This is a genomic window from Rhizobium gallicum bv. gallicum R602sp, assembly GCF_000816845.1.
In the GTDB taxonomy this organism is placed as follows: domain Bacteria; phylum Pseudomonadota; class Alphaproteobacteria; order Rhizobiales; family Rhizobiaceae; genus Rhizobium; species Rhizobium gallicum.
In genome coordinates, this window is sequence record NZ_CP006879.1 from 407,792 (window position 1) to 421,387 (window position 13,596).

A 13,596-nucleotide genomic window follows, 5' to 3' on the forward strand; every position below is an offset into this window, starting at 1 on the left:
ACCGTGGGCGTTCGTCGCGCTCATATCAGATCTATTCCGGCGCGCGCCCCACGTCCGCCGGACATAAAAGCCCTCAAACCACGATTATGTCGCCAGCCAACAGGCTGATCGGTGTTGCGGTCCTATTTCGATTGCTGGCGGCTCCTGCTGTCGGCAGCGGTTGAACGCGAGGGAGCAGCGCGGATGGAACCGACAGCCCTTCGGGACCCGAGCCGCACTGGGAATCTCCCCCCGCAGGGCTTGGATAGCACCTCGATCTGCGGTATCGCGAACCTGTGGCGTGGCGTTCCGGAGCGCTACTGTATACGGATGCTGGGGGTTCAAGGTGATATCGTCAGCACTGCCGATCTCGACCACACGTCCGAGGTACATAACGGCGATGCGATCGGCGATTAGCCAGGCGAGCGGCAGGTCGTGAGTGATAAACAGCAGCGCTAGATTTTGTCGGTCCCGCAGGTCGATCAGAGTCTGCAGGATTTGTGCGCGGATCGAAACATCCAGCATCGATACGGGCTCGTCCGCGACAATGAGTTCCGGTTTGACGACAAGGGCCCCCGCTACGACGACTCGCTGACGCTGACCGCCTGACAGCTCGTGTGGAAATCGTGCGAAGAAATCCTCGGGAGGGTTCAAACCAGCGGCCGAAAGAGCGTCGCTCACCCGTTTGGTGAGCTTCTCATTGTTCTCGACGAGCCGCAGCGACCGCAACGGTTCTGCCACCGCGTCGAACACGGTGTGTCGTGGATTGAGCGCTTGATAGGCATCCTGGAAAATCATCTGCACTCGATGCCGATAAGGACGTAGCGCCGAAAAGCCGCGCACGCTTGTCATATCATCACCATCGAAAAGCAACTTGCCGCCAGTTGGCTGCACGAGCTTGGTGATGACGCGGCCTATGGTGGTTTTGCCACTACCTGATTCACCCACGAGGGCAACGATTTCACCGCGAGCGACGGTCAGGTCGACTCCGTCTATCGCACGTACGCCGCCCCTTGGTCGTCCTAAGATACCATCAAACAATCCACCCTGTAGGGGAAAGCGGACTTGCAGGTTCTCTAAACGCAGAATGTCGGCGATGTTAGGCATGAACTGGAACCTTGTCTGCTTGTCTCAACGATCTGTGAAGATGGCAGGCGACCCGTCCTTGGCCGCACCTCTCAAGTTGAGGATCTTCGATCATACAAATTGACATGGCAGACGGACAGCGTGGATGAAATGGGCAGCCTGAAGGGCGCTTCACCAAAGTCGGAGGGTCGCCCGGGATCGGCCGAATTATTCTTTTGTCCTTTGCCGGGCTTGGAATCGATTCGATCAGGAGCCGAGTGTAGGGGTGCTTAGGTTCGGCAAATATCTCTGCGACGGTGCCGTCCTCGACGATCCGTCCGGCATACATGATCATGACACGATCACAGGTCTCCGCAACCACGGACAGATCATGTGTGATCAAGAGGAGAGCGAGATTAAACTTCGATCTCAATTCGACTAGCAGTTTGAGAACCTGCGCTTGGTTAATTACATCAAGGGCCGTAGTCGGCTCGTCACCGATGACTATTGACGGGCTACAGGCCAACGCCATAGCGATCATCACTCTTTGCCGCATGCCGCCAGACAGTTCGTGTGGATAGGAAGCACCACGATCCGCAGGGATACCGACTAGTTCAAGGAGTTCCCTTGCTCTTGCCCTCGCATCGTCACGTGACATGCCATTCAGCATGCACGGCTCGGCGATCTGCTTAATAATTCGGTGAACGGGATTAAGTGCGTTCATCGCTCCTTGAAATACAACGGAGATTTCGCTCCAGCGGTATGGGCGCATCGCTGCATCATCGTTGATCGGCAAGCGCGTACCGCGGTAGCGTACCTCGCCGCCGTTGACCCGCGCGTTGGGCGAAAGCAGACCTGCAATGCTCATCGCAGTCGTGGTCTTGCCACTACCCGATTCCCCAACGAGGGCTACAGCTTGTCCGGCCAGCAGATCAAAGCTTATGTCATGGATGGCACGCAGCGAGATGGCCTTCATCTCATAGTCTACGGAGAGATTGTCAATTGAAAGCAGCGAGGCAGTAGGATTCTGAGAACTTTTACTCATGGAATGGTCCTCCGGCGGGGATTAATTGTATCATCGAGCGCATTGCCCAAGAGGACGAATCCAAGTGAAACAATGAGCACGCACACACCCGGTGCGCCGAGATACCACCAGGCTCCAGCACTGGCAGCGCCGGCGCGTTGCGCCAAGGAAAGCAGAGTGCCCCAGGAAGGCTGTAGCGGATCGCCGAGCCCGATAAATGAAAGAGAGGTCTCGATAGAGATCGCATTGGCAACAACGAGTGCGCCGTTAGCAGCGATCTGCGGCAAGAGGTTGGGCAGGATGTGCCGCACCATAATGCTGAAATCACTGCTACCCACCACTCGTGCCCGATCGACGAAGGGACGTCCCCGAAGGGCCAGCGTCTGGCTGCGGATGATACGAGCGATAAAGGACCAACTGGTTAAACCGATCACCGCAATGACCACGAATAGAGAGGTACGAAAGCCGAGGATTTCGCGACCGCGGCCCACGACCTCCACAAATACGGGTGCAATGACCAGAGCCAGAACGAAGGACGGAACGACGAAAAAGAAGTCCGTCAGGCGCATCAGCCAAGCGTCGACCTTCCCGCCATAATAGCCCGACGCAATACCGACCGTAGTGCCGACGATGAGGCAAATTGCAGTCGCTATCATAGCTATTGTAAGAGAAATCCGTGCGCCATGGACTACGAGATTAAGAACATCTCGTCCTATTTCGTCGGTTCCCAAAATATGCTGCCTGTCGGGCGATGCGAGAAAGTCGCCCGTCGCTGTGGCAGCCGTCTCCAGTGGACCAACAAGCGGTCCGGGCGACGCAGCCAAAACGAGGAAGAAGGTCAGTGTCGCTACGCCGACCCAAGCGCCGCCTCGCTCGAAGAGCCTGCCTATAAACTCCTTAATCGCGCGCAACCGCACATTCCGAGCGTTTGTTGTGACAGTTTGGGTCATTGTTTCACCCTGGGGTCGAGAATGCCGTAGGTTAAGTCCGCGACAAGGTTAGCAAGAACAATCGACGCACCGAGTAACAGAAAAACCCCCTGAAGGACCGGATAATCCCGTGCGTTCAGGGCCTCGACTGTGAGGCTACCAACTCCCGGCCAAGCGAATACGGTTTCAACGGTGATTGCGCCCGCCACCACATAGCCAAGATTGAGCGTCACCAAGGTTGCAACGGGCAGCATCGCATTGCGGAAAGCATGACGCATCAGCATCTGGCCGCTGGTGAGTCCCTTTGCGCGGGCTGTCACCATGTAGTCCTCGGCTACCACGTCACTCATAGCAGCGCGCGCCACGAGGACGTATTGACCTAAAAGTCCTAGGGCAACTGTGGAGACTGGTAGGATGAGATGCCGAGCGTAATCGAATAACCACTCGAGGGACCCGATGGTTACACCAGGCGAATATACACCGTAGCCCGGGAGCCAACCTAATGCCGTGCTGAAGATCACCACCAAGAGCATGCCGAGCCAAAAGGCAGGTGTCGAGTACAGTGCCAGGGATGCGGCAGTGGCGACGTTGTCGACAGCACCTCCCCGGCGCCAGCCTGCGTAGATGCCAAGCATGACACCGCAAATGATCGCAATTATCTGAGCCACACCCACCAAAGCAATGGTAGCAGGCAGCCGCTCCAAGAGGAGGTCGCCCACGCGCCTTCCCCTGAATTTGAAGCTATAGCCCAGGTCGCCCTGGACCGTTGCCGATATATAATTCAACAATTGATCAGGGATAAGCGGGCGGTCAAGGCCCCAGCGCTGGCGCTGAGCCTCAATCTGTTCTGTGGTCGTGCCACTGCGAGCCCCGCCGAGCAAAAGCCCGGCCGGATCTCCGGGGATGACTCTGAACAAGATAAAGTTCAGACTCGCCACCATCAAAAGAGTCACAACAGCTCTGAGGATGATATGTCCAACGCGGTGGCTTGCTCGGCTTCCATGTCTAGCAGCCGTCATTTTAGATCGTGCTCAAGCGATCAAACGGGAAGTAGCTCCACATCGACATGATGTCTTGCTTCCCCCAGCCCCTGAAGCAATCCTTGCGGCGCGCGTCAAGCGCGAATGGATAACACAGTATAATATAGGGAGCTTCGGCATAAATAAGCCTGGCCGCTTCATCTACGAGAGCCTGACTCTTCTTGAGAGCAACCGTAACATCAATCTCTGACAAGAGTTTGTCAAATTTCTCGCTTGTCCAGTATGATCTATTTTGGCTACCGATAAGCTTACTGCTGCCCAAGCTCAGAAAATCGTGAGGGGAAGGGGACAGCCAGCTTTGCGTAACGAGTAGATCCCATCCTCCACCACCCTTCGCCGGATCGGCGTAGCGGGCGCCAAGGGCACCGTCGTCGAGTTGAGTTACAGACACAGGAATGCCCACTTGCCCCAGCCAGTCAGCGATAAATTGCACGACCGCAATTGGCATCTCAACCGTTCCCGAGCTGGGCCCAGTAATTAGCTCGAGCTGGAAGCTTTTTCCCTCCTTATCCTCTCGAATGCCGTCGCCGTTTGTGTCTCGATATCCTGCCGCATCGAGCCGGCGGCTCGCCTCGGCCAGGTCAAAATGGCGCCTGATATCCGCCAGATCCGAATAGTAGTTGGCGGCAATCGGCATTGTCAGCCCCACGCCAAGGTCGGCATTTCCCCGCATTCCTCGATCAACGATGGTTTTTTGATCGATAGCGTAACCAATTGCGTCGCGGAACGCCGGATCCTGCAAGGCCTTCGTGCTTCCCGCTCCTTTGCCAGAGAGGGTATTGAAAGCCAAATAGTTCCGCTGCTCAATGCGCTGTTTACCGACTACAATCTCCGGATTCTTCGCAAGGTCCGCCCACTGGGCGGCCGTCAGCATGAAGCCATAGTCGAGGTCACCACTCTTAAGGCCCTGTGCGATAGGATCGGCAGTATTGAAGAACCGGAAAATCAAGCCTTCCGTGCCTGGCCGTCCCGTGCGGTAGTATTCATTGGGGGTCATGCGCGCGAACTGGCCCTGTTGAAACTCCGCGATAATCATAGGTCCCGTGCCCACCAAAGGTGCACTGTTTCGGAAGGTGCTGCGCGCATCGGCGTAACTGATATCCTTCCAAATGTGCTCGGGAACGATCATTGTCCAATTGTCAATTGGCCAGCGGGTCGGCACCTTCGTCACGATTTGCAGGGTCTCGTCGTCTAGAGCCGTGATTGACTCAACAAGTTCTAGGCCCTCAGTGTTGTTCCACCCGACATTCAGTTCGTCGGGTTTGCCGATAGACCCGCGCAGATAATCATAGGTGAAAGCAGCGTCTTGAGCGGTGGCAGGCTGCCCGTCCGACCACTTCATGCCCGGCCAAATTTTGAAGGTCCACGTAACATTGTCCTTGGCAACGGACCACTCTTTGGCAAATCCTTTCCGGTCGGAATGGCGCTGAGCATCTACACCCACCAGAAAATCATAGGTGAAGATCGTTGGCCAATACGAACTCCATGTGGCAAATGGGTTCATCGTATCAGGGCTGACAATTCCAGCGATACGCACAACATGGTCCCCGCAGGGCGAAGCAAAAGCCCTGGAATTTATCGCCCACGCCGACCCCGATGCCACGAGCATGGTTTTGACCATCGAGCGGCGACTAAGTGACCACTTATTCATCCTTCCTCCTCCCTCATTGCTGGCTTTTGGCCAGTCTGCTTGCCTATTGAAGGGTGGATTTATCAGCCAGCAGTTACCCACCAAAATCGCGGGGCCCATGAAACAGCGGCACCAAAATTCCTCTCCAATTGACGCAAACTTTTCGCCTCGATCGTGCTGGCCACTCCCAACTTTCCAATAGCCAAGGGAATGGCAACTCCCAATTTGGCCTGGGTCGACTGAGTATTCCAATGATACCGCACAGTGGTTCGGAAACGAAACCATACTCCTATGGAGTAATGATGTGGAGGCGTCCACCACTCCAGACTTGCTTGAACCGAATGGGAGCCGCATTGCAAGGGAGAGACGGGTACTATCTGATCGGCAGCCCCCCGGGAACGAATCCCGTGCTTGTCCGCCAAGGCTGAGCGCGCAATGTACCGAAGTCGGGAGTAGGCGCGCGGGCTACCGCCCCCGGAAGAACGGGAAGAAGAATCCTCGAGGGGTATTTCTCCGAGTGATAGACCCTGTTGATAGACGGCGCGCCCACAGGAATGCTGCCGAGATTGCGAAGCGGCATCGGATTGGGTGCCCCAACCGTCAGCTCGAGGCTGTGCCCTTGCCGGACAACATGAGCAATTGGCGCAAGCAACGACATTCGTATCTCATAAATGTTACCCGAAACGAGCTTTTCGAATTTGCGGCATGAGTGAACCACTTCGTCGGCATATGTCCTCATCTCATCTACCGACCGGAGCGAAGCACGCAACAGGCCCGTTTGCAGGAAAAGAACGTTGCCGTTCACGTCGACATCTTTCAACGTCACTTGCAGGTCGGCATCATCTCCATTGTCTATACTCAGATACAGCGTTATTTCCGGATTCCCCAACAGCGTCATATCCGAAATGGCTGTGGCGGTGCGGTAGTTCAACACACCTTCCTTGTACGGCTGGATCGCGAACTGCTGATTGTTTCCGTGGAGTTCTGTTCCCGTCGGATAGAGATACGCGCGCGAGCCCTCGTTCGGGTAATCCCTGGGTGGTTGAGGCGAAACCATGGCATCTGGTGTGAGATAGTAGGTACGACGCTCAACCGCTGGCTCCGGCCAAGTCTTATGTCTCGTAACCCAACCAGCAACCGAATTCTTTGGATCTCCATCCGGCTCAGAGACCTCCCAATAAACTGTCACTGGCGGTTCCTGTTCTATTCCGTTCTGAACCCCCTTTACCCAACGATCCAGAAATTTCAACCTCTCGTCAACGACGAGACAGTAGGCTTCTTCTGCCCCAGGCTGCCCGATCAAGTGATCACCGTTCATCAGCACAAGTTTCTTATGGTCTACGTTCGGCAACAGCTGAGTAAATACTCGAGCACTTTCTCTGGCCGCACCGCCGTAAGTGTCTTGCCACGCTGCGATAAGCATGGTGGGGATAGCGACCTTACCGGCGACCTTATCGCGCGCCAAATAAGCGGAATCCCACCAATCATCTTTCAAGGGGTGCTTTCGCACCTCGTCGAAAAATGAATGCTTGACAATCTGCCTGTCGCTCCCACGAATTGCCGCGCATTGAGTATCACCCGCTCTGATCCGGTCCTCCGCTCCGTTAGCTTGAGTGACGAATTCGGCGCCAAGCGCCCATCCGGCTGCTGTCTGGAGTTGCAGCATACCACCTACGCAGAAGCAATCTTCGTACCCATCTTCGACGCCGCTCGCGACTATAGCCTTCAAGTGCGGAGGCCGCTCTGCCGCGACCCAGAACTGAAGCGTTCCGGACGATGAATTGCCGATCATGCCGACGTTTCCGTCACTCCAGGACTGCTCGGCTATCCATTCGACCACTTCGGCGCCATAACGTCCGACTTTGTGATCAAACCCATCTACCCAACAATCGACAACACCTTCCGAGCAACCCGTTGCGGGAAAGTTTGCACCGACGAAAGCATAACCAGCTTCGAGGAATGGTTTAGCGAGACTGAAAGGTGACGCACTTGCCGCGTACGGATCGTATAGAAAGACGGTTGGATAACGGCCAGATTTCGGGCGCCACGATGTGTAAGCAATTCGTATTCCGTCCTTCATCGGCACGTAGCCGATATCGCGTGCTAGACCTTCAGTAAGATCGTCGTTAACCTGCTTCATTTTTGACCGTCCACGTTGACATATTTACGCATTTTCCATTGCACCGTGTGTTGAACCCTTTTCCAGTTCAGAGTGCGAGCTGTGTTCGTATCGGCGGCAAAGTTCATATCGGGCGGGCCCTGCGATGCCGTCTTTGATCTCGGGAGGTCATTCATTTACAGCGTGCGGCAGGGAGATTTGCAGCGAAATGCATCTGTATTTGAAACGTGGAACGCCGGAATGAATGCAGATTGAATTGTTACTGACAAACGGAGCCGTCGCGATCGGGCCCGACGGGTGATGTAGGTCCTGCCGGTGCAACCGGTACTGGCATCAAGGAAGTCAAATTTTACGGTCGAATACTTTTCCGGCGTGATGATGATCTTGGATCTACATCGCCAAGGGCTGTCGGTGTCAGCGGTCGCCAGGCAGGCTGGTATCGATCGCAAGACGGTGCGCAAGTACATAGAGCGCGGGCTGGAGGCTCCGGTGTATGGACCGCGAGCGACGGTGATCGATCCGTTTGCGGCCTATCTTCGCGAACGCGTGCAGACCTATCCGGCCCTGACAGCGCGGGTTCGCATCCTGCTCTCCCGAGGAGCTGACCCTGCGCGAGAAGTCGCATTAAGACCGCGCTGCGGATGGGGCGGCTTGCGACGATTAAGACGCTGGCTGGCTTCGACTTCTAGTTCCAGCCATCGCTCGACAAGGATCGGATCTTCACCCTCTTCCAACTCGTCAACGCCCGCTACGAACGTGGCGCAATGATCCTCAACTAAAATCGCGGCTTTCTCGAATGGGGCGATGTCTTCGACGATAGATCAGCTTCGTATCGAGAGCGAAGTTCCGTCGTTCGTTCTGAGGCAAATCCGGCAGGTTGCACAGCAGATGGACGGCGCCATGATCTCGTCGGGCTGAAGATGCCCCGTGCCCTCGAGGCTCTCGATCATGTTGTTCGTCGCCTGGAGCATGGCGAACTCTCGGCATTGGAAGCGATCGACGCGCAAGAAAACCGGTTAGTATTTGCCCGACAACGGCAGGGTCGAAGCTCGATTGCCGGTAATTTTGAAAGCTCCGGCGTCCCATCTCCGCCAGAGCCGTCTTCGCGCTGCCTGCGGAATTAGCACACTCGGCCAATTTAGCCTGAAGGGCTCTTCGGCCGGCACCGTTTCTGCCGGTGTCAAGCGACAAGGTTTGGTAGCTTTTAGCAGAAGTTGAAACCATGTACTGAATACTCCAAATAGAACCTTGGAGTTTGCGGGGCCACTCGCGCAGGGACTATGCCCGACGCGCGAGCCGCTATGCAAGCGACCTGACGGATCGGGAATGGGGCTTGATGGAGCATTACCTGCCTGCGTCGTGAACGGCGGAAAATCCTTCCGCCATGGCAACCCATCGACGCGATGTAAAGTAGCGCGTTCACGACATCGCGCAAATCCGTCCTGCGCGGCCTGCCCAACCGTCGAGGCGGCAGACTGGCCAAGGATTGGGAGAAAACGATCGCATCCGCTGAGGCATGGATCACTATCGCCCATATCCGCATGCTCACACGGCGGCTCGCAAGATACGGATATCGCTGAGGTCTTTCGGAGTCAGGCTCTTAGGTCAGGAACACGTCCGCGATTTGATTTCTGGTGTGCAACTTTGTTCCAATCCGTCGCTGAGGACAGCATCTCCCAAGCTATGCTTCGTCCCCGTGGTATGACGATATCGACTTATTGGTGTATGTGCTCGCAAATTCTAGACCGTTCGCAAGAAGGAGCCATCTAATAACTCACTGAAACTTCTGAACCAAACTCCGAAGGTGCAGCATGGAAGAAAAACTGAACGTCGTACCCTTTGTCAGCGTCGAGAGCATGAAGAAGCTGGTGCATCGAATAGGCGTCAACCCATTCCTGAACGAACTTGCCGCCGAAATCGAGAAAGACTTCCTGCGTTGGGAACAATTCGACAAGGTTGCCCGCATTTCCGCCCATAGTGAAGAAGGTGTAATCGAACTGATGCCAACGACTGATGGGGAGGTCTACGGCTTCAAATATGTCAGCGGTCATCCAAAGAACACTCGATCCGGCTGCCAGACGGTCACTGCCTTCGGGCTGCTTTCCGACATGCGCACGGGTTATCCGCTTATGCTCTCGGAAATGACGATCCTAACTGCCCTCAGGACGGCCGCCATGTCGGCGCTAACTGCCAAATATCTGGCGCCAAAGGGCGCGGACACCATGGCAGTCATCGGCAACGGCGCGCAATCCGAGTTCCAGGCGCTGGCTTTCAAGGAGATCGTAGGCGTGACGAAGGTCCGCCTCTTCGACATCCAGTGTTCGGCAAGCATGAAATGCGCGCGCAATCTTCGCGGCACCGGCATCGAGGCGACGATCTGCAACTCCGCCGAAGAGGCCGTCCTCGGTTCACAGATCATCACGACGGTGACGGCGGACAAGCAGTATGCCACGATTCTGACCGACAATATGATCGGCCCAGGCGTCCATATCAACGCGGTCGGCGGTGATAGCCCGGGCAAGACCGAACTGCACAAGAACATCCTGCTGCGTTCCTCGATCTTCGTCGAGTTTCCCCCGCAGACTCGCATCGAAGGGGAAATTCAGCAGCTTGATGCCGACCACCCGGTGACCGACCTGTACTCCGTGATGGCAGGCAAGCGCGCCGGCCGCACGAGCAAACAGGAAATCACCCTCTTCGATTCGGTCGGCTTTGCCGTTGAGGATTTCTCGTCGCTGCGCTACGTGCGCTCCAAGCTTGCGGAGACTGGATTTTACGAGGAACTTGATCTTCTTGCAGATCCCGACGAACCGCGCGACCTCTTCGGCATGCTGATGGGCGCCTGACCGCCTGAGTACGGCCCGTCTAGCACGGCGGGTCATTCGCACAGGATTTTGCGCGAGTTGTAAACCCAGCGCTCAATTTTAAAGCGTTTCCCTTTCATGTTGGATCGTATCCGCATAAATTGAAGTAGTTTTCTGCATTCGTTGGCTCGAAGAGATCGACAAGCTTGCCAATCACGTCGCACAGACCAGACACGGTCCGCTCGGCCGCCTCAGATGTGCCTTGAGCTTGGAGAAGGCCTTTTCGATGGGGTTGAAGTCGGGCTAGAGGGCGGCAGGAAGACCATCGTTGCGCCCGCCGCTTCGACCAACGCTCTTGCTGCTGGGCGTTTGTGGCTGGAGGACTGTCGAGGATCACTACGTCGCCGGGCTTCAATGTCTGACCAGGACCTGAGCGACATAGGCCTCGACCAAGCGAGTTTCTCCATCGAGACTACGTTGGAGGTTCTCACAACCGCCAAGGCTGTGGGTGAGCGGCATCGGCAATGGCCGGAGGAGGTCAATGCGCGGATCGTGTCGGAGAGTTTGCGACCTGGTGTAACGGTGAACGAGGTGGCGGAGCGTTATGGGCTGAAGCCGAACCACCTGTCGTCATGGCGCACGATGGCGCGGCAGGGCAAGCTGGTTTTGCCTGCGCCCTGCCGAGGTCAGAAAACTATCTCAATTTCGCAAGCCGCCTTGGATGGGGCGACAATGGAAACCTTGATGGTTGCATCCGCGAACCACGCCTGCGGCATCGCATTTGCCTTCATCATTCGAAGAACTGCGCCCCGATAATACTCTGCTGAGACGGCGATGCCGCGATTGTCAGGAACGCCAGTCGCATCCCCAAGCTTGAGCTGAAGTTGACGTTCGCCGAGACGTTCGAGGTACGCGACGTACTGGCCCAAAGCCCAATACCCATCGAGATCATTGTACCGGCTGACAAATGTTCCGAGGATGTCGTGACAAATCCCTTTGAATTGCTTTCTCCTGGACATCTGGAATTCTGACTCGCTCGCCACCTTATACGAGGATATCGGAGCACTTCGCGATAGCAACGACCTTGGTTCCATTTTGTCTCTACAAGATTGCCTGATGCTAAGCGACAGGTGACCTGCCACGGGTAATTTCCCCCAGATTGGATTAGACCGTATGTTCGCGGGGTGAGCGTGGCCCGCCCCCGCGGTAAGCTGAATTCGGGGGTTGCTCTGGATTGGCCGGAGCCGAGCCCCAAGCTTAGCGAGGGCGAACCATGAAAGAAGATAGCGTGGTTTTCGTCGGCTTGGATACGTCGAAGCTGAAGATTTCAGTGGCGGTTGCGAATGGAGAGCGCAACGGCGAGGTGCGGTTTTTTGGCGACATCTCTTCAGAGGCGGCATCGGTCGCATCTATGGTCAATAAGCTTTCCAAGCGCGGAACCAAACTTCACTTCTGCTATGAGGCCGGTCCCACAGGTTACGGTCTTTACCGTCAGATTATCGAACTGGGGCATGAATGTATGGTGGTCGCGCCATCCCTGGTGCCCAAGCGTGTGGGCGACCGGGTGAAGACAAACCGCCGGGATGCCGTAAGTCTGGCACGTCTGCACAGGGCGGGCGAGCTGACCTCAGTCTGGGTTCCGGACAAAGGTCATGAGGCCATGCGCGATCTGGTGCGGGCTCGCGAAGCTGCCACCGACGCGCTGAAGCAGGCGCGACAGCAACTTCAATCTTTCTTGTTGCGTCATGGCAGGATCTATACCGGCCGCAAGCCATGGACGCGCGCCCATACAAGATGGCTTGCGTGCCAGGCCTTCGATCATCCCGCCCACCAAATCCTGTTGGCGGAATATTGCCAAGCCATCGAGGATGCCGGCGTGCGTCTGGACAGGCTGACCACACTGGTCGTCGAAACTGCGGCATCCTGGTCGATGGCGCCGGTTGTGGCCGCCTATCAAGCGATGCGCGGCGTCGCGTTCATGACAGCGGTCACCTTTGTGGTCGAAGTCGGTGATGTCAGGCGCTTTGATAATCCTCGTCAGTTGATGGCGTATCTGGGCCTCGTGCCGTCGGAACACTCAACGGGCGAAAGGGTCAAACGTGGTGGGATCACCAAGGCGGGCAACGCAAGGGCTCGAAGGGTACTCATCGAAGGGGCCTGGACATATCGCTTCCCTGCACGTGTAAGCCCAACGATCCAGGCGCGGCTGGACGACCTGCCGAGAAACGTCCGAGAGATTGCCTGGAAGGGGCAACTAAGGCTTTGCGGGCGGTATCGAAGGTTGGTGGCGGCAGGCAAGCCGAAAGTCATCGCTGTCACCGCCATTGCCAGAGAAATGGCCGCGTTCCTGTGGGCGATTGGGCAGGAGATTGCTCCTGCGACAAAGGTTTAAAGAGAGGCGATCGTCGGCGGAAATTGGACCCGCGCTATCGAGAAATCATCTGTCTGATGTGCAAAGTTGGAGGCAGGGCTCCGGTGGGGAACCCTCGCGGACTCTATGTGGCGGATAATTCCAAGCCCGAGATTAGACAGAGGCAGCCCCAGACGAACAAACGGAAATGCGGTATCCAGCCCGCGTATAAGAGTATGCCAGCCGTCGTCTAAATGCCCTGTCTCCTGCTTTGTGCATCAGCTTCACGCATGGGCTTCGTCGTCAAAGTCGAAAGGAAAAAACGCGGCTAACGATCTTGCAAACGAACATAAGAGAGACGGCCTATTAAAGGACGGACGCATGAAGAAGCAGAGATTTACGGAAGAGCAGATTATTGCGGTGCTGAAGGAGCAAGAGGCTGGCGCGAAGGTGGCCGACCTCTCCCGCAAGCACGGGATTTCGGAAGCGACATTTTACAACTGGAAAGCCTAATACGGCGGCATGGAGGTTTCCGAGGCGAAGCGCCTGAAGGCGCTCGAAGAGGAGAACGCCAAGCTGAAGAAGCTGCTCGCCGAGCAGATGCTGGATGCCGCCGCACTCCGCGAGCTTTCTTGCAAAAAATGTATGGTCCGCCG

At 56.3% G+C, this 13,596-nt stretch carries 9 protein-coding genes and 6 pseudogenes; 7 read left to right on the forward strand and 8 right to left on the reverse strand.

Annotated elements, in window-relative coordinates:
- Positions 1-84 precede the first annotated feature (84 nt).
- From RGR602_RS22885 to RGR602_RS22910, 6 genes are all read right to left on the reverse strand, one after another.
- A complete protein-coding gene (locus RGR602_RS22885; RefSeq protein ID WP_040114350.1) occupies positions 85-1,086 on the reverse strand; it encodes an ABC transporter ATP-binding protein in 1,002 nt (333 codons plus the stop codon).
- Positions 1,079-2,089 carry an ABC transporter ATP-binding protein gene (locus tag RGR602_RS22890; protein WP_040114351.1) on the reverse strand — a complete coding sequence of 337 codons (1,011 nt, stop codon included), beginning with the start codon at positions 2,087-2,089 and terminating at the stop codon, positions 1,079-1,081. Before RGR602_RS22890 ends, RGR602_RS22885 begins: the two co-directional genes overlap by 8 nt.
- On the reverse strand, positions 2,086-3,018 hold the full coding sequence (locus tag RGR602_RS22895; RefSeq protein WP_040114352.1) for an ABC transporter permease: 933 nt from the start codon (positions 3,016-3,018) through the stop codon (positions 2,086-2,088). Before RGR602_RS22895 ends, RGR602_RS22890 begins: the two co-directional genes overlap by 4 nt.
- Entirely contained in the window at positions 3,015-4,016 is a 1,002-nt protein-coding gene (locus tag RGR602_RS22900) for an ABC transporter permease (protein ID WP_040114353.1), read from the reverse strand. Before RGR602_RS22900 ends, RGR602_RS22895 begins: the two co-directional genes overlap by 4 nt.
- Before the next feature lies 1 nt (position 4,017).
- A complete protein-coding gene (locus RGR602_RS22905) occupies positions 4,018-5,688 on the reverse strand; it encodes an ABC transporter substrate-binding protein (RefSeq protein ID WP_040114354.1) in 1,671 nt (556 codons plus the stop codon).
- A gap of 352 nt (positions 5,689-6,040) precedes the next feature.
- Entirely contained in the window at positions 6,041-7,807 is a 1,767-nt protein-coding gene (locus RGR602_RS22910; protein WP_040114355.1) for a CocE/NonD family hydrolase, read from the reverse strand.
- Positions 7,808-8,161: 354 nt separating this feature from the next.
- Here RGR602_RS22910 and RGR602_RS36260 point away from each other — a divergent pair.
- Positions 8,162-8,359: pseudogene (locus tag RGR602_RS36260) on the forward strand (helix-turn-helix domain-containing protein); the annotation flags it as partial.
- A gap of 22 nt (positions 8,360-8,381) precedes the next feature.
- Positions 8,382-8,562 (forward strand): annotated as a pseudogene (locus RGR602_RS36265) (ATP-binding protein); the annotation flags it as partial.
- 579 nt (positions 8,563-9,141) lie between these two features.
- Here the strand turns inward: RGR602_RS36265 and RGR602_RS37540 are convergent.
- Positions 9,142-9,257: pseudogene (locus RGR602_RS37540) on the reverse strand (transposase); the annotation flags it as partial.
- A 1-nt stretch (position 9,258) separates the two neighbouring features.
- Between RGR602_RS37540 and RGR602_RS37545 the strand changes: the two are divergent.
- Together RGR602_RS37545 and RGR602_RS22920 are read left to right on the forward strand one after the other, a co-directional pair.
- Positions 9,259-9,366 (forward strand): annotated as a pseudogene (locus tag RGR602_RS37545) (IS5/IS1182 family transposase); the annotation flags it as partial.
- Between the two features lie 231 nt (positions 9,367-9,597).
- Positions 9,598-10,632, forward strand: a complete 1,035-nt coding sequence (locus tag RGR602_RS22920) for an ornithine cyclodeaminase (protein ID WP_040114357.1) — start codon at positions 9,598-9,600, stop codon at positions 10,630-10,632.
- Between the two features lie 94 nt (positions 10,633-10,726).
- On the opposite strand, the pseudogene RGR602_RS38710 reads toward RGR602_RS22920, so the two are convergent.
- Positions 10,727-11,037 (reverse strand): annotated as a pseudogene (locus RGR602_RS38710) (transposase); the annotation flags it as partial.
- Between the two features lie 57 nt (positions 11,038-11,094).
- Here RGR602_RS38710 and RGR602_RS36275 point away from each other — a divergent pair.
- From RGR602_RS36275 to RGR602_RS22935, 3 genes and pseudogenes are all read left to right on the forward strand, one after another.
- Complete coding sequence (locus RGR602_RS36275; protein ID WP_223844073.1) at positions 11,095-11,406, forward strand: transposase; 312 nt, start codon at positions 11,095-11,097, stop codon at positions 11,404-11,406.
- Between the two features lie 457 nt (positions 11,407-11,863).
- Positions 11,864-12,982, forward strand: a complete 1,119-nt coding sequence (locus tag RGR602_RS22930) for an IS110 family RNA-guided transposase (RefSeq protein WP_040114358.1) — start codon at positions 11,864-11,866, stop codon at positions 12,980-12,982.
- A gap of 339 nt (positions 12,983-13,321) precedes the next feature.
- A pseudogene (locus RGR602_RS22935) lies at positions 13,322-13,582 on the forward strand (transposase); the annotation flags it as partial.
- Positions 13,583-13,596: the final 14 nt, after the last annotated feature.